General features: G+C 73.4%; 21 protein-coding genes. 7 read left to right on the forward strand and 14 right to left on the reverse strand.

Features of this window, described 5'->3' with window-relative positions:
- Positions 1–76: 76 nt before the first annotated feature.
- From ACZ5D2_RS26730 to ACZ5D2_RS26745, 4 genes are all read right to left on the reverse strand, one after another.
- Positions 77–1,600 (reverse strand): MFS transporter, encoded by a 1,524-nt coding sequence (locus tag ACZ5D2_RS26730; protein WP_371675170.1) that lies wholly within the window; start codon positions 1,598–1,600, stop codon positions 77–79.
- Between the two features lie 42 nt (positions 1,601–1,642).
- Complete coding sequence (locus tag ACZ5D2_RS26735; protein ID WP_371675171.1) at positions 1,643–2,218, reverse strand: TetR/AcrR family transcriptional regulator; 576 nt, start codon at positions 2,216–2,218, stop codon at positions 1,643–1,645.
- Positions 2,219–2,425: 207 nt separating this feature from the next.
- A complete protein-coding gene (locus ACZ5D2_RS26740) occupies positions 2,426–2,674 on the reverse strand; it encodes a DUF6158 family protein (protein ID WP_371675172.1) in 249 nt (82 codons plus the stop codon).
- Positions 2,675–2,726: 52 nt separating this feature from the next.
- Positions 2,727–3,773: an AI-2E family transporter gene (locus tag ACZ5D2_RS26745; protein ID WP_371675173.1), complete on the reverse strand. Its 1,047-nt coding sequence runs from the start codon at positions 3,771–3,773 to the stop codon at positions 2,727–2,729.
- Positions 3,774–3,886: 113 nt separating this feature from the next.
- Between ACZ5D2_RS26745 and ACZ5D2_RS26750 the strand changes: the two genes are divergently transcribed.
- Together ACZ5D2_RS26750 and ACZ5D2_RS26755 are read left to right on the forward strand one after the other, a co-directional pair.
- The gene (locus ACZ5D2_RS26750) at positions 3,887–5,200 is read left to right on the forward strand and encodes an MFS transporter (protein WP_371675174.1); all 1,314 of its coding nucleotides are present in this window, start codon (positions 3,887–3,889) and stop codon (positions 5,198–5,200) included.
- A 67-nt stretch (positions 5,201–5,267) separates the two neighbouring features.
- Positions 5,268–6,005, forward strand: coding sequence for a hypothetical protein (locus tag ACZ5D2_RS26755; RefSeq protein WP_371675175.1), 738 nt, complete (start codon positions 5,268–5,270; stop codon positions 6,003–6,005).
- A gap of 60 nt (positions 6,006–6,065) precedes the next feature.
- On the opposite strand, the gene ACZ5D2_RS26760 is transcribed toward ACZ5D2_RS26755, so the two are convergent.
- Positions 6,066–6,416 carry a hypothetical protein gene (locus tag ACZ5D2_RS26760; RefSeq protein ID WP_280917208.1) on the reverse strand — a complete coding sequence of 117 codons (351 nt, stop codon included), beginning with the start codon at positions 6,414–6,416 and terminating at the stop codon, positions 6,066–6,068.
- Between the two features lie 149 nt (positions 6,417–6,565).
- Here ACZ5D2_RS26760 and ACZ5D2_RS26765 point away from each other — a divergent pair, with 149 nt between their 5' ends.
- Positions 6,566–7,645, forward strand: coding sequence for an alpha/beta hydrolase (locus tag ACZ5D2_RS26765; protein ID WP_371675176.1), 1,080 nt, complete (start codon positions 6,566–6,568; stop codon positions 7,643–7,645).
- 57 nt (positions 7,646–7,702) lie between these two features.
- A complete protein-coding gene (locus tag ACZ5D2_RS26770) occupies positions 7,703–7,915 on the forward strand; it encodes a hypothetical protein (protein ID WP_371675177.1) in 213 nt (70 codons plus the stop codon).
- Here the strand turns inward: ACZ5D2_RS26770 and ACZ5D2_RS26775 are convergent.
- The 3 genes from ACZ5D2_RS26775 to ACZ5D2_RS26785 form a co-directional block, all read right to left on the reverse strand.
- On the reverse strand, positions 7,884–8,123 hold the full coding sequence (locus tag ACZ5D2_RS26775; protein WP_371675178.1) for a hypothetical protein: 240 nt from the start codon (positions 8,121–8,123) through the stop codon (positions 7,884–7,886). The two genes, ACZ5D2_RS26770 and ACZ5D2_RS26775, sit on opposite strands and share 32 nt — an antisense overlap.
- Positions 8,124–8,265: 142 nt before the next feature.
- On the reverse strand, positions 8,266–8,940 hold the full coding sequence (locus ACZ5D2_RS26780; RefSeq protein WP_371675179.1) for a response regulator: 675 nt from the start codon (positions 8,938–8,940) through the stop codon (positions 8,266–8,268).
- Positions 8,937–10,115, reverse strand: a complete 1,179-nt coding sequence (locus ACZ5D2_RS26785) for a sensor histidine kinase (protein ID WP_468932663.1) — start codon at positions 10,113–10,115, stop codon at positions 8,937–8,939. The genes ACZ5D2_RS26780 and ACZ5D2_RS26785 overlap by 4 nt, the downstream gene beginning before the upstream one ends.
- Before the next feature lie 301 nt (positions 10,116–10,416).
- Between ACZ5D2_RS26785 and ACZ5D2_RS26790 the strand changes: the two genes are divergently transcribed.
- Complete coding sequence (locus tag ACZ5D2_RS26790) at positions 10,417–12,573, forward strand: MMPL family transporter (protein ID WP_468932666.1); 2,157 nt, start codon at positions 10,417–10,419, stop codon at positions 12,571–12,573.
- A gap of 88 nt (positions 12,574–12,661) precedes the next feature.
- On the opposite strand, the gene ACZ5D2_RS26795 is transcribed toward ACZ5D2_RS26790, so the two are convergent.
- The 3 genes from ACZ5D2_RS26795 to ACZ5D2_RS26805 form a co-directional block, all read right to left on the reverse strand.
- On the reverse strand, positions 12,662–14,452 hold the full coding sequence (locus ACZ5D2_RS26795) for an ABC transporter permease/substrate binding protein (protein ID WP_371675182.1): 1,791 nt from the start codon (positions 14,450–14,452) through the stop codon (positions 12,662–12,664).
- A complete protein-coding gene (locus ACZ5D2_RS26800; protein ID WP_371681073.1) occupies positions 14,452–15,531 on the reverse strand; it encodes a quaternary amine ABC transporter ATP-binding protein in 1,080 nt (359 codons plus the stop codon). Before ACZ5D2_RS26800 ends, ACZ5D2_RS26795 begins: the two co-directional genes overlap by 1 nt.
- A 199-nt stretch (positions 15,532–15,730) precedes the next feature.
- Positions 15,731–16,690 carry a SigB/SigF/SigG family RNA polymerase sigma factor gene (locus ACZ5D2_RS26805; protein ID WP_468932670.1) on the reverse strand — a complete coding sequence of 320 codons (960 nt, stop codon included), beginning with the start codon at positions 16,688–16,690 and terminating at the stop codon, positions 15,731–15,733.
- Positions 16,691–16,845: 155 nt separating this feature from the next.
- Here ACZ5D2_RS26805 and ACZ5D2_RS26810 point away from each other — a divergent pair, with 155 nt between their 5' ends.
- A complete protein-coding gene (locus ACZ5D2_RS26810; RefSeq protein ID WP_371675184.1) occupies positions 16,846–17,280 on the forward strand; it encodes a helix-turn-helix transcriptional regulator in 435 nt (144 codons plus the stop codon).
- Positions 17,281–17,412: 132 nt separating this feature from the next.
- Here ACZ5D2_RS26810 and ACZ5D2_RS26815 read toward each other — a convergent pair whose 3' ends face one another.
- Positions 17,413–17,925, reverse strand: coding sequence for a hypothetical protein (locus ACZ5D2_RS26815; protein WP_468932673.1), 513 nt, complete (start codon positions 17,923–17,925; stop codon positions 17,413–17,415).
- 234 nt (positions 17,926–18,159) lie between these two features.
- Between ACZ5D2_RS26815 and ACZ5D2_RS26820 the strand changes: the two genes are divergently transcribed.
- Positions 18,160–19,077, forward strand: coding sequence for a S8 family serine peptidase (locus tag ACZ5D2_RS26820; RefSeq protein ID WP_468932676.1), 918 nt, complete (start codon positions 18,160–18,162; stop codon positions 19,075–19,077).
- Here ACZ5D2_RS26820 and ACZ5D2_RS26825 read toward each other — a convergent pair.
- Entirely contained in the window at positions 19,074–19,928 is an 855-nt protein-coding gene (locus tag ACZ5D2_RS26825; RefSeq protein WP_371675186.1) for a GntR family transcriptional regulator, read from the reverse strand. The two genes, ACZ5D2_RS26820 and ACZ5D2_RS26825, sit on opposite strands and share 4 nt — an antisense overlap.
- Before the next feature lie 135 nt (positions 19,929–20,063).
- On the reverse strand, positions 20,064–21,608 hold the full coding sequence (locus tag ACZ5D2_RS26830) for an IucA/IucC family protein (protein ID WP_468932679.1): 1,545 nt from the start codon (positions 21,606–21,608) through the stop codon (positions 20,064–20,066).
- Positions 21,609–21,650: the final 42 nt, after the last annotated feature.

Here is a 21,650-nt window from a genome sequence, read left to right on the forward strand (position 1 = left end):
AGCGGCGGACCGGCGGACCGGGGGCCGTAGGGGCCGTAGGGCCTGGGTGGCCGTACGGCCCCGGGTGGCCGACGGGTCAGTGGTCCTCGGTGGGCCGCAGGTCGTGCGGGATCAGCGCCCAGGTGGTGGCCGCGGCGGCGACCGCGAGGGCTCCGGCCATCAGGAACGCCGGGGTGATCGCCAGCGTGTAGGCCTGCGAGGCCGTCTCCAGCAGGGCCTGCCCGACGGCTCCGCCCAGCTGCTGCGCGGTGTGCGCGGCCTCGCCCACGGAGTCCCGTACGGCATCGGCGGCCGGGCCGTCCAGGTCGAGCACCGGCAGGTTGCCCCGGTAGAGGGCGGCGGCGGTGCTGCCGAGGACGGCCACGCCCATCGCGGAGCCCAGCTCGTAGCAGGTCTCCTCTATCGCCGCGGCGCTGGAGACCTCGTCGGCGGGCGAGGTGGAGACCAGGGTCACGGAGGCCACGGTGGTCGCGAGGCCCGCGCCCAGGCCCATGACCGTCAGGGCTGCCGCGAAGGCCGGGTAGCCGAGGCCGGTGAACTGCTGGAGGCTCCAGGGCAGGGCCATGCCGGCCGCGAGGACCACCAGGCCGGCACCGAGGACGTGCCGGATCGGGAAGCGCTGCATCAGCGTGGGCGCGACCATCGAGGCGCAGATCAGGGCGAGCGGGGCGGGCAGCAGCCGCAGTCCGGCCTCCAGCGGGGTGTACCCCTGGCCGTACTGGAACCACTGGGTGACGAGGAAGAGGATCGCGCCCATCCCCATCATCGGCAGGAAGATCGCGGCGGCGGCGACGCTGAAGGCGGGCTTGGTGAACAGCCGCACCTGGAGCAGCGGGGTGTCCACGCGCAGCTGACGGCGGACGAACACGGTGAGCGCGACGAGGGCCACGGCCAGCAGGGCCCACGGCAGCGGGTCGCCGACCCCGGCCTTGCCGAGCTCCTTGATGCCGCCCGCGAGGGCGAGCATGCCGACGATCGACTGGGCGACACCGGCCCAGTCCCAGCGGCCGGTGCTGCGCGGGTTGCGGGATTCGGGCAGGTAGCGCAGGCCGGCCGCGACGATCAGGGCGGCGACGGGGAGGTTGAGCAGGAAGGCGGAGTGCCAGCCGTGGTCCTGGACCAGGAGGCCGCCGACGACCGGGCCGAAGGCCATGCCGCCGCCGAAGACGGCGGCCCACACGGCGAGCGCGAAGGCGCGCTCCTTGGCGTCGGTGAAGACGGTGCGCAGGAGCGAGAGCGTGGACGGCATGATGGCCGCGCCACCGATGCCGAGCAGGGCGCGGGCCGCGATCAGGTGCCAGGCCTCGGTGGAGAACACGGCGATCAGCGAGGCCACGGAGAAGATCGCGAAGCCGGTCATCAGGAGCCGCTTGCGGCCCCAGCGGTCACCGAGGGCGCCGGCGGTGACCAGCAGGCCGGACAGGGCGAGGGCGTAGACGTCGATGATCCACAGCTGCTGCACGGCGCCGGGCTGCAGGTCGGCGACGAGCGAGGGGAAGGCCACGTTGAGGATCGTGGTGTCCATCGAGATGAGCAGGAGGCTGCCGGAGAGGATCGCCAGGACGATCCAGCGGCGCGGGTCCCGCGTGGGGGTGTGCATGGGGTTCCGTTCTGGTCTGTGCATGCCGCCCGGGGCGGCGGATCAGGCGGTGGGGGCGGGTTGCGGCCAGGGGGGACGCGCTCCCCCGAGGAAGGACGTCAGGACGAGGCGGCCGATCTCCCGGCGGGCGAGGTGGCCGTCGCGCACGCCTTCGGCGGCGGCGTCGAGCAGGCCCCAGAGGGAGTACCAGATCCAGTACGGCGGCAGGTCGGTGCGCAGCCGTCCGAGCCGCTGGCCGAGGGCGAGGAAGGCGAGGGCCCGCTGGTCCTGGCGCTCGATCCCTGCGCGGAACGCGGGGTCGGCGAGCACGGTGGCGTCGCGCGAGGTGAACCCGTACAGGTGGGCGGCGGGCAGCAGGGCGACGACCAGTTCCTCCAGCGCCGCGTCGAAGGAGGCGCCGTCGGCGCGCTCCGCGTGCAGGTCGGCGGGGGCGAGGCAGCCGTCGACCACCTCGATCGACCGGGCGGCGACCGCCTTGATCAGCGCCTCGCGCGTGGCGTAGCGGCGGCCGAGCGTGGCGCGGCTGGTACCGACGCCCGCGGCGATCTGCACCATCGAGGCGCTGTGATCGCCCGCAAGGACGCGCGCCACGGCATCGAGCAGTTCTTCTTCACGCATGGAATGAGCCTCCTTCGCCTCGTACGATACATTTTTGTCTCACACGATGCAAAGAAGGCTCACCTGATAGGCAATCGTCTCCCCCTCACCTCACCGAGGGGTGGGCGCCACGCACGCACGGTTCGGCCGTCCGGGTTTCGCCGGGGCCGCGTCGGGCAGAAGGCGTGTGCCGCCCCGCGCATTCGCGGGGCGGACCAGCTTCCGGTGTCAGTCCTCGGCCGTGGTACGGGCGCGGGCCCCCGTACGCGTCCGGCCGGCAGCGGTGGCACGCCGCGGATGGCGCCGGAGGTACTCCTCCTCCAGCTCCTTCAGCCGCTGGGTGTGCGTGGCCAGCGCGTCGTCCGACCCGTGCAGCAGGGTCTCGTGGCGCGTGCGGTGGATGGTCTCCAGCTCCTTGAGCAACCGGCCGTCCTCCAGCTCGCCCGCCGCCGTTCCACGGGCCGTGTGCTCCGCCATGGCAACCGCCTTCCACGTCGCCCCCACCTTCCACGGTAAGGGGACCGCACGGTCACGGCGGCCCGGGAGCGGGAGTGCGCAGGGCGCAGCGGACCGACCAGGTCACCGAGACCAGCGGGACCGCGACCACCGCGCCCACCACTCCGGCCGCGATGGCGCCGGCGACCACCGAGACCGCGACCACCAGGGGGTGCAGCCGTACCGCCCAGCTCATCACGAGCGGGTGCAGCAGGTGCCCCTCGATCTGGCCGATGACCACGATCAGCGCGACCACGATGGCCGCGGTCACCGGCCCCTTCGCCGCGAGGGCCACCACCGCGGCCACGGCGAGGGCGACCGGCGACCCGATGAGCGGCACGAAGGCGGCGACGAACTCCAGCAGGGCCAGCGGGACGGCCAGCGGAACGCCGAGGAGGTAGAGGGCCACCCCGACGAGGAGGGCGTTCGTCGCCGCGACGAGCACGATCCCGTGGGTGTAGCCGTTGAAGGTGCGCCAGGCCGCGCGCCCGCCGATGGCCACCCGCCTGCGCATCCATTCCGGGAGCTGCTCGCAGAACCAGGCCCACTGCCGGCCGCCGCCGTGCAGGAAGAACACCGAGGAGAACACCGCGAGCGCCAGCGTGGTGAACACCTGCACGAGCTGCCCGGCCCCGGTGACGGCCGTGTTCAGCAGCGTGGAGCGGTGGCTGGAGAGGTACGAGCCGATCTTCGACTGGAGGTCGGACAGGGCGTGCGGGTCCAGCCGGAAGGGCGGCCGGGCCAGCCACCGTTCGATGCTGACCAGGCCCTCGCGGAACTCCCTGACCAGGGTCCCGCTCTCCCCCGCCACCGCCTCGCCGACCAGTGCGAGCACGCCCATCAGCAGCACGGCGCTGCCGACCAGGCTCACGGCGACCGCGAGGGAGCGGGGCATCCATCGGGCCAGGATCCGGGTGGGCGGGCCCAGCAGGGCCGTGATGACCAGGCCGAGGAAGAGGGCCACGGTGATCTCGTGGAAGCGGCCCAGCACGACGAAGACCGCGTACACGGCGGCGCCCACGACCAGCAGGCGCCACGCGTAGGACGCGGCCGTGCGCAGGAACGGGGACACCGGCGGCATGCACCATGGGTGCCACGGCGGGACGCCGATGCCACGCGCGGGGCCGCGTATTCGCCCGTCCGGGGAGAAAATGCGTTGCCGTGGCGGGAGGGGCCCGCGCACGATGATCCGTTGTGACTGGATCCCGATTGTCCTCCGTACTGCCCGATCTGTCCCCGTGGCGCTCCAGCCGTGACTTCCGGCTGCTCTTCTTCCAGGGGACGGTCACCTTCTTCGGCTCGTTCATGGCGATGATCGCCCTGCCGCTCCAGATCAAGCATCTGACGGATTCTCCGCTGGCGGTCGGTGCCATGGGCGCGGTGGAGCTGGTCCCGCTGCTGGTCTGCGGGCTCTACGGGGGCGCCCTCGCCGACGCCGTCGACCGCCGGCGGCTGATCCTGCTGACCGAGGCCGGGCTCGGGGTCCTGTCCCTGGTGCTGCTGGTGAACGCGCTGCTGCCGCATCCCCTGCTGTGGCCGCTGTACGTGGTCGCGGCCGGGGTGTCCGCGCTGACCGGACTGCAAAGGCCCGCGCTGGACTCGCTGATGGCGCGGATCGTGCCGCACGACCAGCTGAGCGCCGCGGCCGCGCTCAACGGGCTGCGCTACCAGTTCGGCGCGATCGCCGGCCCGGCGCTGGCCGGCGTGGTCGTCGCGTACGCCGGGTACGCGCCCGCGTACTGCGTCACCGTCGTGGGGTTCCTCGTCTCGGTGCTCCTGTGTACGCGGCTCAGCCCGGCGCCCCCGGTCGGCGGCGGGGCGCGCCCCTCGCTGCGGGGCATCGCCGAGGGCGCGCGGTACGCGTGGAGCCGGCCGGTGCTGCTGGGCACGTACGCCGTCGACCTGGCGGCGATGTTCTTCGCGTTCCCGAACGCCATCCTGCCCTTCCTCGCCGACGAGCTCGACGCGGTGTGGGCGCTCGGCCCGATGTACGCGGCGGGCGCGGTGGGCTCCCTGGTGCTGGGGCTGACCAGCGGCTGGGTGTCGCGCGTCCGGCGGCACGGACTGCTGGTGGTCTGCGGGGCGGCCGTGTGGGGTCTGGCGATCGCGGCGGCGGGCTGGATCTCCGGGATCTGGCTCGTCCTGCTGTGCCTGGCGGTGGCCGGCGCGGGCGACATGCTGAGCGGTCTGGGGCGGGCCACGATCTGGAACCAGACGATCCCGGAAGAGCTGCGCGGGCGGCTGGCGGGCATCGAGGTGCTCTCGTACAGCTGCGGTCCGCAGCTCGGCCAGGTCCGGGCGGGCACGATGGCCGGGTGGACCGGTACCCGTCCGGCGTTCTGGAGCGGCGGACTCGCCTGCGTGGCCTCGGTGGCACTGCTGGCCGCGCTGCTTCCGAAGCTGATCTCCTACGACGCCGACACCGATGAGGACGCGGCCCTGCGCCGGGCCGCCCGGGAGGCGGACCAGGCCGCGACCGCACCGCGGCAGGGGGCCGCCGCGGCCTGACGGGCCGCGGGGCCCGAACGGCCGTCCCCACGGTGCGCGGCCCGGCCGGGGCCGGGAGGGTGACGGCATGGGCTCATGGTGGTACCGCAACATCCTGGAGCCGGGCAAACTGCCGCTGCTCCTGGCGCTGTCCGCGTTCGTGGTCACCTTCGCCGTCACCCGGGTCATCACCCGGATGATCCGGGCCGGGAAGGGCCCGTTCCGCAATGTCACACCGGGTGGACTGCACGTGCACCACGCCGTGCCCGGGGTGGTGCTGATGACCGTGGGCGGGTTCACGGCGATCGCAGGGGGCCGCACGGGGTGGGGCTCCTGCATCGCGGCCGTGCTGTTCGGCATGGGGACCGGCCTGGTGCTGGACGAGTTCGCGCTGATCCTGCACCTGAGCGACGTCTACTGGAGCAAGGAGGGGACCATCAGCGTCGAGGTGGTCATCATGACCTCGGCGCTCGCGGCCCTGCTGCTGTGCGGGTTCCTGCCGCTCGGCGTGGACGGGCTGACGCCGGACGAGGAGCACAGCCGGCTGACCGCGGTCGGGACGGTGGTGGGCAACCTGCTGCTGGCCGTCGTCGCCCTGTTCAAGGGGAAGCCGCGGATGGCCGTGCTCGGGGCGATCGTCCCGCTGATCGCGCTCGTCGCCGCGGTGCGCCTGGCCCGGCCGGTGTCCCCGTGGGCGCGCAGGTTCTACCGGCGACGGCCGAGGGCACGGGCACGGTCCCTCAAGCGCGCCTACCACCACGACCGGCGCTGGAGCGGACTGCGGCGCCGGGTCGACTACCTGATCGGCGGCGCGCCCAGCCGGTAGTCCCCGCCCTCGGGCCGGCCGTGGTTCCCCGGGCGGCGCCGCCCGGGGAACCGGGGCGGCTCAGGCCTCGGCGGGCACGGCCGGGGCGGCTTCGAGCTGCCAGGCGTGGCGCTTGAACTCGCGGCGGAAGTCGGCGTGGTCCTCCCACTGGCGGGCGATGCCGCGCAGCACGTCCCAGTGGTGTTCCACCGACTGGTCGATGACGTTGCGCATCCGCTGGTCGGCGGTCTCCCGCTGCTCGAAGAGCCCCTTCACCGCCGACGCCTCCAGCACGCTGTTGCGCAGCGCGCGCAGGGCCCGGGAGGTGTCGTCCATCGCGAAACCGCGCTCACTTCCGGTCTCCGCGTCGAACAGCGGGGTCAGCCGCGCCTCGATGAACGCGGTGATCCGCTCGAAGTGCTGCACGTCCATCAGGGGTCTCCCTTTCCCGCCGTGCGCGCGCCCGGGGCGCGGCACGGCCCTTCGAAACTGCTCGGGGCCGAGCTCCGTTGCAGGATACGAGGTCCGCCCGACGGGCCTGCCACAGGTCCGCTTCCGGCGGAAAGGGACATACTGCTGCCGTGAACGACACGGTCGGTGCGGGACGGCACCGCGGGCGCCCACGACGGCGCCGGTGGATCGGGGCGGCGGTGGCGGTGGCCGTCGCGGGGGTTCTGGTCGGAGGTGCGCTCGTCCGTGACGACGCGTTCTCCGACACGGGTGACACCGTACGGTTCGACGAGGGTGGGGGGCGGGCGCGCGGCGCGCCCGTGGACGCCCTGACCCAACTGCCCACGGGCCCCGCGCCGGAGCTGAGGATCGCCGCGACGATCCCGGAGGACGGCAGCAAGGTGCTGGTGACCACCCTCGCGGGGAAGAAGTCGGGGTTCACGGGCAAGGTGTGGCTGTGGCTGCCGCCCCAGTACAAGGAGGCCCGGTACGCGCACAGTGGCTTCCCTGTGATGATCGCGCTGCCGGGCGGGCCGGGTTTCCCCGTCAACTACTGGATGGACCGCAACCTCAAGCTGGAGGCGAGCATCTCCGCGTGGTCCAGGGACGGCAGCAGCCTGCCGTTCATCCTGGCCATGCCGGTGCTCAACCCCCGGACGGACGGGAAGGAAGGCCTCTACTGGGACGGGAGCGACATCCCGGGGCAGCCGAAGATGGGGACCTGGCTGACCGAGGACGTGCCCGATCTGGTGCGGTCGGCCTTCCGGACCATCAAGTCCCGTGACGGATGGGCGTTCATGGGGAGCTCGACCGGGGGTTTCGCGGGGCTCAAGGCGGTGCTGCAGAAGCCGGACCGGTTCAAGGCCGTGATCGCCGGGGGTCCCGACATCCTGCCCGACTCCCGTCTGTGGCGCGGGTATCCCCGGGAGAAGCTGGAGAACAGTCCGCCGGAGCTGGCGCGGCGGCTCATCGACCGCAAGGGGCCCGAGGTCTACCTCGCCTTCCAGGTCGGCACCAAGGGCAGCGACGTGCGCTGCCGGCCGCTGGTCGAGAACTTCATCCGGCAGTACGGAACGGGCCCCGTGAAGACGAGGTTCCACGTCGACGAGGGCGGCGGGCACAACGCGCGCACGTACGTCCCCGGCATGCACGACGGGGCGCTGATCCAGTGGGTCAGCGCGCACATGCGCGGTCCGGTCCCCGGCGGCTGACCCGCGGGGCGCAAGGGCCCCTGGCCACGGGGGTTCGGTCCGGGGTTCAATACGGCCATGGAGAACCCGGTCGTCCCGGTCTGGGAGACGCTGCCCGAGGACGTACGCGCGCACGTGGACGGCCTCTTGCTGCTGGACCGCCGCATCATGGCGGTGAAGGCGGTCCGTGACGCCTCCCCCGAGCCCGCGCCGGGCATCCGGGAGTGCGTCGACATGCTGGAGGAGCGGCGTGGCGCGCTCATCGCCCGGGGTACGGCGCCGGCGGGGTGACGGCCAGGACCGGCGGGGCCGGGGAGCCGTGGCGGTGGCCGCAGGGCTCGAAGACCAGGAGCACCGGCTCGCCCGGGCGTTGGCGCCAGGAGATCCGTTCCGGGGCTTCGGCGCACACCGGGCAGGAGGGCAGCGGGCCCGGCCGCACCGCCCGCAACTCGGGCGCGAGCGCGCGCGTCGGTGGCGGCACGGTCTGCGGATCACGCATGGCGGCTCCCTGGTCGGGCGGGGTCACTCCACGCACTGTGCCATGACCGACGCCTGCTCCGCACGGGCGAATCCTCCAGTGTTCCGGCTGGTCAGAGGGGATTCCACCGGTCCGCACCGGGTGCTCTGCGGACACTTGGTGATCAAGCGGGCTTCCGTTCGGCCTCGACCAGTCCGGATTCGTAGGCGGCGATGACCGCCTGGGCCCGATCGCGGACGCCGAGCTTGCCGAAGATGCCGGTGATGTGGTTCTTGACCGTGGAGATGCTGATGTCCAGCTCCGCGGCGATCTCGGCGTTGTCGAAGCCGCCGGCCAGCAGCCGCCAGATCTCCAGCTCGCGCGGGGTGAGTCCGGTGGGCGACGCCGGGGCGGTGGCGGGCCGGGGCTCGCGCGGGGAGGCCCGTACGTAGGTGGAGATCAGCCGGGTCAGCAGGCGGGGCGCGACGGCGGCCTCGCCGGCGTGGACGGTGCGGACGGCCGCGATGAGTTCCTCGGGGGAGACGTCCTTGGGCAGGAAGCCGTAGGCGCCCGCGCGCAGGGCGGCGACCACGTACTCGTCCATGTCGAAGGTGCTCAGCGCCAGCACCCGGGACTCGGGCCGGGTGCGGGCCAGTTCGCCGGTGGCCTGGACCCCGTCGAGCTCGGGCATCCGGATGTCCATGACCACCACGTCGGGGCGCAGCCGGCCGGCCAGTTCCACGGCCTCCGCCCCGTTCCCTGCCTCGCCGACCACCTCGACGTCCGAATGGGGGGCCAGGATCAGGGCCAGTCCCCGCCGGACCAGCGGCTGGTCGTCGGCGATGAGCACGCGGATCATCGGGGGGATTCCTCTCCGTCGGCGGTACCGGCTCCCGAGGGGACCGGGAGCCGGGCCTCGACCCGGAACCCGCCCGCGTCGAGCGGGGCGGCCTCCAGGGTGCCGCCCTGCAGGGCGACGCGTTCACGCATTCCGATCAGACCGTACCCGCCGCGGCCGGGCGGCCGTTCGGGGGCCGTTCCGGATCCGCTGCCCGGTCCGTCGTCGCTCACCTCCACCGTCACCTCGTCCGGGCGGTAGGTCAGCCGTACGTGGGCCCGTGCGTCCCCGGCGTGCTTGCGGGCGTTGGTCAGGGCCTCCTGCACCACCCGGAACACCGTCAGGCCGACGGTGGGCGGGAGCGGGCGGACCGGGCCCCGTACGGTGAACTCCGTCTCCATCCCCGCGAGCCGGGACTCGGTGATGATCCGGTCCAGGTCCCCGGCACCGGGCTGCGGGGCGGGCGGGGCCGTCTCCGGCTCCTCCCCGGCCCGCAGCACGTCCAGCAGCTGCCGCATCTCCCCGAGCGCCAGCCGGCCGGAGCCCTCCAGGGTCACCAGGGCCTCGCGGGCCGCTTCCGGATCGTGCGCCAGATTGGCCCGGGCCCCGCCCGCCATCAGCTGCATGGTGGTGATGTGGTGGGCCACGATGTCGTGCAGTTCCCGGGCGATCCGGCGGCGTTCCTCGGCCACCGCGCGGTCGGCGAGCAGGATCCGGTTGGCCTCGGTCTCCCGCTGCCAGCGCTTGACCAGGAGGCCGGTGACGACGACGAGGAGGGTGGCCGCCACGTTGGCGAGTACGCCGTAGCCGGAGTCGAACGGCAGGCCGCCCTGGCCCAGGCTGCTCAACGGCGCCGTCAGGAGGGCGGCCACGGCCACCACCGCGGGGCCGCGGGCCACGGCGACCGAGTACAGGGCGACGGCCGGGGCGAGACCGAAGTGCGGGGACACCGAGGTGACCACGTTCACCACCACGCCCAGGAGCAGCACCACCGCCAGCGTCGCCACCGGGTGGCGGCGCCTGGCGACCAGGGCCAGTCCCGCGGCCACCACCAGGGCCCCCGTGGTGACCCCCAGCGGGGCGTCCTCGAACTGGGTGTCGAAGGCGAAGCCCGTGAGGTCCACGGCCGTGGCGCCGACGGCCACCAGTGCGTCGTTGCGCGTCCACGTCAGCCGGTCGGCGCGCGTCGTGCTCATCGGTGTCGGTCCTCCCCCACGGACCGCCGTCCCGGCCGCCCTCGTCCGTCCATTCTCGCACCGGCCCGCACCCCGGTCGCCGTCCCCGGGGACCGCTGCGGACCAGGACCGGAGTCCTGGTCCGGGCCCGTCCCCGGACCCTGGTACCGGCCGGGAACTCCTCCTTGACCAGGACGTTTTCCCGCCCGGCCGGTGATGGTCTGGATACGTGCCGGGCACCCCGGCGCAGTCGCAACGGACCGACCGGAGGAGAACAGTGATCCGCGCCCTGACGGGATGCTCGACGAGGAACGCATGGAAGGTGATCGTCCTCTGGGCGGTACTGGGCATCGGGCTGACCATCCTGGGCCAGGTGTTCGTCTTCCGCGCCACCCAGCCCGGCAACGACGGCTTCCTGCCCGCCACCTACGATTCGGCGGCCGCGCTGCGGATCTCCGAGGACCACTTCGGCGCACGGCCCGACAGCGATCCGCTGACCGTGCTGGTGGCCCGTACGGACGGCGGCGCGCTCGGCGCCGCCGACGAACGCAGGATCGAGGAGGTGTCGGCGCGCCTGGCGGGACGGAAGATCGTCATGCCGAGGAGCAAGGACGACCCGCCCTTCACCCAGGACCACTCCCAGATCCCCCGGATCGGCGCCGGGATGACGGCCCCCGACCGTTCCTTCCGGCTGCTGTCCGTGGAGCTCAAGGGCAATCCGCAGGACCCCGGGGTGCAGTCCACCTACCGGGAGTTCCGGGAGCAGACCCGGACGGCGTTCCGGGAGGCGGGCCTGCGCACGGGGTTCACGGGCGGGCTGGCCGCGACGGTGGACACCGCCGACGCGGAGAAGACCCGGTCGACGGTGGTCGGCGCGGTGGTCATGGGCCTGATCGTGCTGCTCCACGTACTGGTCTTCCGCAGTGTGCTCGCGGCGCTGCTGCCGCTGCTCGCGATGGCGGTGATCGGGGGCGCGGCGGCCGGGTCGGTGATCCTGGCGTCGATGGCGACCGGCATCCGGCTGGCCCCCTCCACCCCCGCGCTGATCAACGTGGTGCTCATGGGCATCGGCATCGACTACTTCCTCTTCCTGCTGTTCCGCTTCCGCGAACGGCTTCGGCTGCACCCCGGGGAGACGGGACGCAAGGCCGCCGCGGAGGTCGCGGGCCGGGTGGGCACGGCCGTCACCTCCGCCGCGCTGACGATCGTCGCCGCGTTCGCCACGCTCGGGATCGCCTCCTTCGGCCAGTTCCGGGTGCTGGGCCCGGCGATCGCGGTGTCCGTGCTGGTGATGCTGCTGGGCAGCCTGACGCTGATGCCGGCGCTGCTGGCCGTGAGCGGCCGGAAGATGTTCTGGCCCTCGCGCGCCCTGCGGCGGGAGCCGCGCGCCGGCCTGGCGGGGCGGCTCGGCGGGCTGACGGCCCGGCGTCCGGTGGCGCTGGTCCTCGCCTCGGTGGTACTGCTCGGCGCGCTGACGGCGGGTCTGGCCGGCATCCGCGTGGACTACGGGCAGTCCGGCGGGGACGGGGAGCGGACCGGTGCCGTGCTGACGGCCGCGGAGATCTCCCGCTCGCTGCCCGCCGGGGTCTCGGACCCGACGAGCGTGCTCGTCGCTGCCCGGGACGGCGCGCCGCTCGGCGCGGAACGGGTGGCCGGGCTGGCCGGGGCGCTCGCCCGGGTGCCCGGAGTGGGCCGGGTGGCTCCGACCGTGCTCAGCGAGGACGGGAAGGCGGCCCGCATCGACCTGCTGCTGACGGTGGAGTCCGCCGGACAGGAGGCCCGCGACCTCGTCTCCGGGCCGGTCCGCAAGACGGTCCGCGCGAACCTGCCCGCCGGGACCGAGGCCCATGTCGGCGGAACGGCGTCGGTGTTCGCCGACATCGCGGTGGCCGTCGACAAGGACCTGAAGGTCATCTTCCCGGTGGCCGCGGTGCTGATCGCCGTCATCCTGCTGGTCCTGCTGCGGAGCGTGCTCGCGCCGCTGGTGCTGATGCTCGCGGTCGGACTCGGCTTCGCCGCCACGCTGGGGGCCTCGACGCTGGTCTTCCAGCACGGGCTGGGTCGGCCCGGCGTGGACTTCACGCTCCCGCTGGTGCTGTTCCTGTTCGTGGTGGCGCTGGGCACCGACTACAACATCCTGATCAGCGACCGGATCCGGGAGGAGATGGAGCGGCCGGGACCGGCCCGGGCTGCGGTGGCCCGCGCCGTACGGCAGACCGCGCCGGCGATCGCGACCGCCGGGCTGGTGCTCGCCGCGTCCTTCGGGAGCCTGGCCGTCAGCCCGCATCCCGGTACGCAACAGACCGGTTTCGCGACGGCGGTCGGGATCCTGCTCTCCGCCTTCGTCCTGTCGATCGTGCTCGTGCCCGCGCTGGCCGCGCTGCTGGGCCGGTCCCTGTGGTGGCCGCTGCGACCGCGGCCCCGCGGGGGTGAGCACCGGGCGGCCCGGCCGGAGGCCGAGCGGGTGCCGGTGGGCTGAACCGGCCGCACCGGGAACGCCGCGGCGCGCGGGACCACGACGGTCCCGCGCGCCGCGGCGTACGCAGGGTTCGGGCGGCAGGGCCCGGTCAGGTGAGCTCGTCCACCTCGGGGTGGTCCTTCAGCCAGGCGCGCACGGCTTGCTGCTCCTGCCCCTTGCCGGTCTCCTGGATCTTCGCCTCCAGGCCGGTGAGCTGGGCCTCGGTGAGCTTGAAGGAGCGCAGCCACTCGGCCACCTTCGGCTCGTCGTCGGAGAAGCCCTTGCGCGCCAGGGTGTGGATGCCGTCACCCTTGCCCCAGGCGCCCTTGGGGTCCTCCAGCTTGGTGAGCCGGTACGAGGAGTAGGCCCAGTGCGGGGACCAGAGGACGACCGCGACGGGCTCCTTCTTCTCGTAGGCCCGCTTCAGCTCGGCGAGCATGCCCGGGGTGGATCCGTCGACGACCTCGTACTCGCCGTCGAGGCCGTACTCCCCCAGCACCTTGTCCTTGAGGATGGACATCTCGCCGGCGCTCGGCTCGATGCCGATGATCCGGCCCTTGAACTCGCCGGACCTGCCCTTGAGGTCGGCCAGCGAGCGGACGTCCTTCATGTACGAGGGGACGGCCAGCTCCAGCGAGGTGGGTCCGTACCAGGAACCGAGGTCCTCCAGCTTGTTCCCGTACTTCTGCCAGTACTGGGCGTGCGTGACGGGCAGCCAGGAGTCGGTCTGGAAATCGATCTGGCCGCCGGCGAGGCCGGTGTAGAGCGCGCCGGCCTCCAGCTGGCGGGCGTCGACCTTGAAGCCGCGGCGCTCCAGCAGCTCCTTCCAGAGGAAGGTCGAGGCGATGCCCTCGTCCCAGGGGATGTAGCCGAGCGAGACCTTGCGGCCCTTGCCGATGTCGGCGGCGCCGGCCGGGCCCTGCTCCTCGTGGGCGCCGAAGGTGCTCATGCCGCCGGCCACGAGGGCGAGGACGACGGCGCCGGTGACGGCGTACGCGGGCTGCGGACGGTGGCTCCAGAGCCGGGCCGCGCCGCTCGCGGCCGACCGGGTCTTCTCCAGGGCGCGGCGGCCGAGCGGGGAGACCTGGCGGCCCAGGGCACCGGTCATCCGGTCCAGGTACATGGCCAGGATGACGATGGAGACGCCCGCCTCGAAGCCGAGGCCGATGTCGACGTTGCCGATGGCGCGGTAGACGGCGCCGCCGAGTCCGCCGCCGCCGACCATGCCGGCGATGACCACCATGGACAGGCCGAGCATGATGACCTGGTTGACGCCCGCCATGATCGTGGGCAGGGCCAGCGGGAGCTGGACCCGCACGAGCGTGTCGCGCGGGGTGGTGCCGAAGGCCTCGGCGGCCTCGACCAGTTCCGCGTCGACCTGGCGGATGCCGAGCTCGGTCATCCGTACGCCCGGCGGAAGCGAGAAGATGATCGTGGCGATGATGCCGGGGACCACGCCCACGCCGAAGAAGATGATGCCGGGGATCAGGTAGACCATGGCGGGCATGGTCTGCATGAAGTCCAGGACGGGCCGCAGGGTGGCGCTGACCCGGTCCGAGCGGGACGCCCAGACGCCGAGCGGCAGGGCGAACACGAGTGTGACGAGGGTCGCCACGAGGACCAGCGACAGCGTGGACATGGCTTCGTCCCACAGCGCCACCGAGTCCACGAGCGCGAATCCGGCGAAGGCCAGCAGGCCGGCGAGCAGCCCGCGCAGCCACCAGGCGGCGACCGCGAGGATGCCCGCGAAGAGCAGCGGGGCGGGCGCGGAGAGCACCGCGTCGATGCCGTCGTAGAGGCCGGTCACGACGGTGCTGATGGCGTCGAAGAGCCAGGACAGGTGGCGCTGGAGGAAGTCGACGGTGCTGTCGGCCCAGGCGCCGAGGTGCAGGCGGGGCATCAGGCGGCCACCTCCGCGCAGGCGCAGGCCATCGGGGGCCGCTGTTCGTCACCGATGAAGGCGATGAGCCGGTCCTGCGGGACGGAGCCGACGACGGCCCCCTCCGCGTCCGTGACGCTCACCGCGTGCGGGACCCGGGCGCTGACGGCGCACAGGTCGGCCAGCGGGGTGTCGGCGCTGACGGTGGGGCAGGTGCAGCCGTCCGCCCCGTCGGGGGCGTCGTCGGGGGCCTCGTCCATGACGGCGTCGGCGGTGAGCACGCGCGAGCGGTCGACGTCCTGCACGAAGGAGGCGACGTAGTCGTCGGCGGGACGGGTGAGGATGTCCTCGGCCGTGCCCTGCTGGACGATGCGGCCGTCGCGCATGACGGCGATGGAGTCGCCGAGTCTCATGGCCTCGTTGAGGTCGTGGGTGATGAAGACGATGGTCTTCTTCAGCGTCCGCTGGAGTTCGAGGAGCTGGTCCTGCATGTCGCGGCGGATCAGCGGGTCGAGGGCGCTGAAGGACTCGTCCATCAGGAGCAGGTCGGCGTCGGTGGCCAGGGCGCGGGCGAGGCCGACGCGCTGCTGCATGCCGCCGGACAGCTCGTCGGGCCAGGACTTCTCCCAGCCGCCGAGCCCGCACAGCGTCAGCGCCTCGGCGGCGCGCCGTTCGCGCTCGGCCCGGGGGACGCCCTGGACCTCCAGACCGTAGGCGGCGTTCGCCAGCACGTCGCGGTGGGGGAAGAGCGCGAAGTGCTGGAACACCATGGAGATCCTGGTGGAGCGTACGTGGCGCATCTCACGCGCCCCGAGCCCGGTGAGGTCCTCGCCGTCGAAGAGGATGCGGCCCGCCGTGGGCTCCAGCAGACCGTTGAGCATCCGCAGGAGGGTGGACTTGCCGGAGCCCGAGAGCCCCATGACGACGAAGATCTCGCCGGGCTCGACGCGGAAGGAGGCGTCGATGACGGCCGCCGTCGTGCCGTCGGCGCGCAGCTCGTCGCGGTCGGCGCCGCGTTCGAGGGCCCGGACGGCGGCCGTCCTGTCGCCGGGTCGCCTTGCGAACACCTTGTAGACGTGTTCGGCCTGGAGCGTGGACACATGCACCTCGTGGGTCGTACCGGGTCCGGCGCACCGCTGGCGGCGGTGGCCGGGGAGCGGGGCGGGATCGGCCCGCGCGGTCCGCGCCCGCGGCCCGATCGGCCGGAGGGCGTGGTTCCGCTCCAGTGGCGCGCTTGCCCCGCCCCGGCCCCGGCAAACGGCCGGGTGACGCAGCTCACGGTGCGCGTCACGACTCCGGTCAGACGGTGCGTGCGGACGCGTGGGTGGGCTCGGGGCCGGGGTCGGCCAGCATCGAGGCCCGCAGGTGGGCGAGCAGCCGGGTGAGCAGGCGGGAGACCTGCATCTGGGAGATCCCGAGTTCGGCGCCGATCTGGGCCTGGGTCAGCTCCTCGCCGAAGCGCATCCGCAGCATGGCGCGTTCGCGGTCGCTGAGGCGTTCCAGCAGCGGGGCCAGGGTCTGGATGTCCTCGACCAGCTCCATGGCCGGCTCCTCCTCGCCCATGACGTCGGCGAGGGTGTGGCCTTCGGCGGGGCCGTCTCCGTGCTCGCCCTGCGGGGCGTCCAGGGAGCCGCTGGTGTGGCCGTTCGCGGCGACCAGCCCCTCGATGACCTGCTCGTCGGTGAGGTCGAGGTGCGCGGCGAGGTCGGCGACGGTCGGCGAGCGGTCGAGCCTGACGGTCAGCTCCTCCTTCGCCTTGGCGATGTCGATGCGCAGCTCCTGGAGCCGGCGCGGGACGCGGACCGCCCAGGTGGTGTCGCGGAAGTGGCGCTTGATCTCGCCTGTGATGTACGGCATCGCGAGGGTGGAGAACTCGTTCTCGCGGTCCGGGTCGAAGCGGTCGATGGCCTTGATGAGGCCGATGGTGCCGACCTGGACGATGTCCTCGATGTCGCCGTTCTCACCCCGGCCGCGGAAGCGGCGCACGGCGTACTGGACGAGTGAGGCGTTCATCTCGATGAGCGTGTTGCGGACGTACTGGTACTCCGGGGTGCCCTCTTCGAGGACACGAAGGCGTCGGAAGAAGACCTTGGAGAGCTCGCGGGCATCGGCCGGAGCCATCTCGCGGGGTTCGTCGATCCGGGGCAGGCCCGCGGTGCGGGCGGCCTCGGCGGTGCGGCGGGGGCACGGGAGCGCGGCGGCTTCGACGGTACGGGTGCCGGGGACGGCGCTGGAGGTGGTGCTGGCGGAAACCGGCATTCGGGTTCGCTCCTTGGGCTGGTCGGCTTGCGGCGCGGGACCTTGACTGCCGTAGATGCTGGCCTTCTTCTTCTCGTACGTCAAGAATTACCGGAAACCCGTTTCGCGTCTTGCGTGACATGAATCATGTACCGCATGATGACGGCATGGGGAGCATGACACGTCGACAGAACTGGACATTCCTGACAAATCACGCCCGCGTCCTGGTGACCATCGCCCGGGATCCGGCCGTGCGTTTGCGGGATGTGGCCGTGACGTGCGCGCTCACCGAGCGCACCGTGCAGACGATCGTCGCCGACCTGGAATCCGACGGATATCTCCAGCGGGTGCGTGACGGACGTCGCAACCGGTACGAGATCTCGGCGGGTGCCGTGTTCCGCCATCCTGCCGAGGCGGGAGTCCAGGTGGCCGGCCTCCTCGCCCTCCTCACCGGCGCCCCCGCCGCGCCCCGGGACCCCGTCCCGGACCCGGAGCCGGGCGTCCCGGTCGCGCTCGTCCCGGCGGGCGACGCCTTCGGCGACACCGCGTCCCCGGAAACGGACGGCCTCGCACCGGCCAGACCCCCGGCGCCCCCGCTCCCGACGGCCTGAGTACCCGAGCGGCCGGGCGACCGGGCGACCGGGCGGCCGAGCGGCCGACGGGCCATCCGACGGGCGAGCCCCTCGGCCGCCGCCGGCGGTCATCTCCGCACGCCGAAGGCTCGCTCGCGCACGGCGACAGGCTCAGTCCGAAGCCGACCCGACTCCCGGGCCGTCGTGCCGAGTGCGCCACCCCCACACCATGTGTCCCACAAGAACCATGGCGGTGAGGACGGCAAGCACACGAATCACGCTCCATGCGGATCCGGCGCCGGGCCCCGCGGCCGCAACCTCCACATCCAGCCGCACATTCGTCTCAAAAAAGGCGATCAGCGGAACGAGCAGACGGAACGGAAGGCCGGCGATACCGGGGATCCGCGCCAGGTTTCCGAACAGTCCCAGCGGGGCGCCGAAAAGGAAAGCGAGCGATCCCCAGAAGAGGATGTCCGACCAGGTGTCCGCGCCGCTCGATGTGACCGTGACGTCCATCCCGATCGGTTCCAGCGGACTCAGAGCCTTGAGCCCGTAGTAAACGGCCACACCGATGGCCAGTCCCAGGGAGGCGAGCAAGGCCGACTCGGCCTTCGACGGACGGAAACAGCCGACCAGGAAGGCGAAACACGCCCACGACCAGCCACCGGAGAACACGGTGCTCACCGCGTGGAAAACAGGGCTGTCGGATGTGCCCGCGAGAGGGCCGAGTGCACCGATCGCCGCACCCGACCCGGAAATTATCAGTATGGGTGTGATGTGGGCGCGCGAAAGCATCGCTTCACCTTTCCTCGTCGGGCGGATGTCCGCCGAGGGGAGATGGCGAGCGCCCTGTCTTCCTGCGCGGACATCCAGGGCTCTCGCCATCTTAGGCCTGGTGAAAGGCAGTTGTTCCAACCAGTGGCCGGTTTGCGAACCGCGCTCGCCGCCGCTCTCGCCCTCGGTGCCCCCTCCGCCGCCGGCCCCGCCGAGGGCGCAGTCCGCTACGCCGGGGCGCCCGGCGCCGTCTCCGGCAGCTACCTCGTGCTGCTCAGACCCGGCCGCGCGGCCTCCCGTACGGCCGAGGGCCGGACGGTCGTCGAACGTCTCGGCGGGAAGATCCGCCGCACCCTCGACTACGCCCTCAACGGCTACCGGCCGAACTGTCGCCCGCGCGCCTCCTACGGCTACGACGGCGTCGACGATGACATGACCTCCTGGGGCGAACACGGTCACGGCACCCATGTCGCCGGGACGCTCGCCGGTACCACGGCGGGCGTCGCCGAGAAGGCGGAGGTCGTCGCGGTGCGGGTGCTCGACCACGCGGGTTCGCGCACCGTCGAGCAGGTGGTTGCGGGCGTCGACTGGGTCACCCGCAACGCCGTGAAGCCGGCGGTGGCGAACATGAGCCTGGGCGGGGAGGCGGACGACGTCCTGGACTCCGCCGTCCGGGCCTCCGTCGCCTCCGGGCACTCCCCCGCCCGGGTGGAGAGCGCGCTGACGGTCGGCGCGACCGGGGAGGGTGACCGGCGTTCCGACTACTCCAACCACGGCCCGCTCGTGGACCTGTTCGCCCCCGGCGACTTCATCACCTCGGCCGCGTGGTGCCACCCCGCACGTCGCGGGCGCCGCCGCCCTGCACCTCTCCGGACACCCGACGGCCACCCCGGCCCAGGTCGGCGCGGCGAACGGCGTGTGGCGGCTGCGCGTGTTCGACACCCGCGCCGGGCACACCGGCCGTCTCGACTCCTGGGCGCTGCGCTTCTGAGCCGGCACCGCACGCCCGGCGGGACCGGGTCCGGCTCTTACGGCCCTTCCGGCCCTTCCGGGAAGGCCTAACTGACGCGGAATCCAATGGCCTCCGGACGGCGGTGGAACGTGAGCCGGTCCCAGGTCGGGAAGGCCAGATCGGTGACGGCGATCAGCCGGCCGGAGGCGTCGTGGAGCAGGCGGCGTACGGACAGACCGCCGGCGGCGTCCGGGGCCTCGGGCCGGATGGTGCGGGTCATCGTGATGGTCTCGGCGGTCCGGCCCCGGACGGCGGCCCGCTCCAGCCAGCGGTGCAACGGCCGCAGGTCCTCGTCGCGGGCGGCGGCCGACCGGTCGAGGTAGGGCGCCAGTTCCGGGGTCCGGGCGGCGGTGCGCGGGCAGATGTACGTCACGGCGTGGCGGAGCGCCTCACCGCCCGGGCCGTGGACGCGCCGGTGGTGGACCAGGGTGCGCGCGCCGCCGCTCATGCCCAGGAGCGCGGCGAGCGAGGGCGGCACGGTGACCAGGGTGAGCCGGGTCACGGTCCCCCCGGCCCGCGCGCCCGCTCCGGCCGCGTGCGGGGCCGGACCACCCGGGGTCCCGGCCGGGTGCGGGCGGCTCCCCGGAGCGGCCGGCGCCCGCCGCGGCGGCGGCGATGCCGCCGGTACGGCTCGTGCGGCGGGTGCGGCCGGTGCGGCCTGGCTCCCGGCCGCCCGGGTGCCCCGGCGGCCGGTGACGATCAGCCCGTCGGCCCGCAGCTCCTGGAGCGCGGCGCGGACGGTCTGGCGGTTGACCCCGTACCGGGTGGCGAGGCTGCGCTCGGACGGCAGCCGGCCGCCGGAGTCGTGGGCGGAGCGGTGGAGTTCGGCCCGCAGCTCTGCGGCGATCCGCTGGTACTTGGGCATGGCGGCCGGGGCGCCGCCCCGCGACGGGGAGGGCATGGCTTCTCCTCTGACGGGTGGTCAAGGACTGCGCGGTCTGCCCGCCCAACCTAGCATTGGTCTATACCTTTCGGTACGTCGGTTGCCCCGGCCTGCACCACCTTGGCCAAATCCCGCTCCCGGACGCGTCGGCCCCTACCCCCGCAGCGGGTTGGGCAGCGGCAGGTAACGGGCGTCGGCCCCGTCCGCGCGGGTCCACCGCAGCAGCAGGTTCGTCTTGGCCGGGAGCGCGGGGGCGGACAGGAGGTCCGCGATCTCCGGGAGGCCGTGCGCGGCGTCGAAGCGCCGCAGCTCCTCGGCGACGGCCGGCCACAGCTCCGCGGCCCGCTCCGGCCGGTGCTCGGCCAGCGTCGCCGCCACCTCCGCCAGGTGGTTGACGACCAGGCAGTACACGAGCCGCTCCCAGGCCGCCCCGCGCGGCATGTCCGGGGGGAGTTTCACCCCCTCCGCGTCGCGGAAGAGGGCCTGCACCGGCAGGCCGTCGGCGTCGACCGCGACGAGACAGTTCTGCAGGTGGGCCTCCAGCACGATCCCGTGCCGGGCGAACAGGTACAGCACCGGAGGTACGACGTGACGCAGGTACGCCCGCCACCAGCGCACGGGGTCGGCCGCCGCCGCGAGGGGACTTCCCCGGAAGTCCTCGGCGAGCGCGGCGGCCAGCAGCGGGGTCGCCCCCTCGGCCACCCGCGTCCGCAGGCCGTCGCGCACCAGCACGGCGAGCTCCTCGAAGGCGAAGGACGCGGTGCGGTACCCGCGGTCGGCGAGCCAGACCGCTCCGGATCCCGTACGCCCGCGCAGATCGGCGAAAGCGGCCTCGACGGCGGCATCGGTCCGGCACAGTTTCAGCAGGTCGTGGCGCCACAGCCGGCGCACGTCGTTGGTGATCCGCACGTCGAGGCTGAACTTCGCGAACAGGTCGGCGTCCGGACCCGGGGCGTGCACGGTGCGGATCGAGGCGGTGGGCCACACCGGCAGCCGGGTCGGGCCGAGCCGCAGCAGCCGGCCGTCGGCGAAGGCCTCGAGCACCCCGGGCCGTCCGGCGAGCAGTTCGAGCTGCCAGGGGTGGGCGGGCAGGGCCCGGTACCCGGCGGGCGGGCGCGGGCCGTCCAGGATCCCGGCCAGCGCGTCGACCGCGTCGGCGGCGGCCGGTCCGCCCTCCTCGGCCACCTGGTCCTCGCGCAGGCCCAGCATGACGAGCGGGAAGCGGGCGTGGGCCTCGGGGGCGTAGGGGAGCCAGCTCGCGGCGGGCGCGCCGCCGCGGGCCTTGGGGGCGGGGTGGTGCGGATGCCCCATGACCAGGGCCTGTTCGGACCGCAGGTACGGATCCTCCGGGGCGTCGGCGGCGGCCCGCGCGGCCAGCAGCGCGGCGACCGCGGCCCGGCTGTCGGCGATCTCGGAAGGCAGCTCGTCGTTGGAGACGCCGGTGTACTGGCGCAGCTCGTCGGAGGTGAGCTTGACCAGCTCCGCGTGGCTGAGCGATTGCCAGCCGTCCGCCGTGCGCAGGGCCGGGTCGGAGGGCCGGCGTCCGCCGCCCACCCTCAGGATCCGGCCGCTTCCGCGCAGCCGGTGGACGCCCGCGCCCTCGGCGTCGGCCACCTCCCGGAGCAGGCAGTTCAGGAGCGGGGCGGCCGCGCAGGCATCGGCGGCGGTGTTGAGGTCCACTGGTTCCATTCGGTCCATCCGGTGCGCCGCGGTTCCAGGGAGGGGAACCGTCGGCCGTGA

This window comes from Streptomyces sp. NPDC031479, assembly GCF_055581065.1.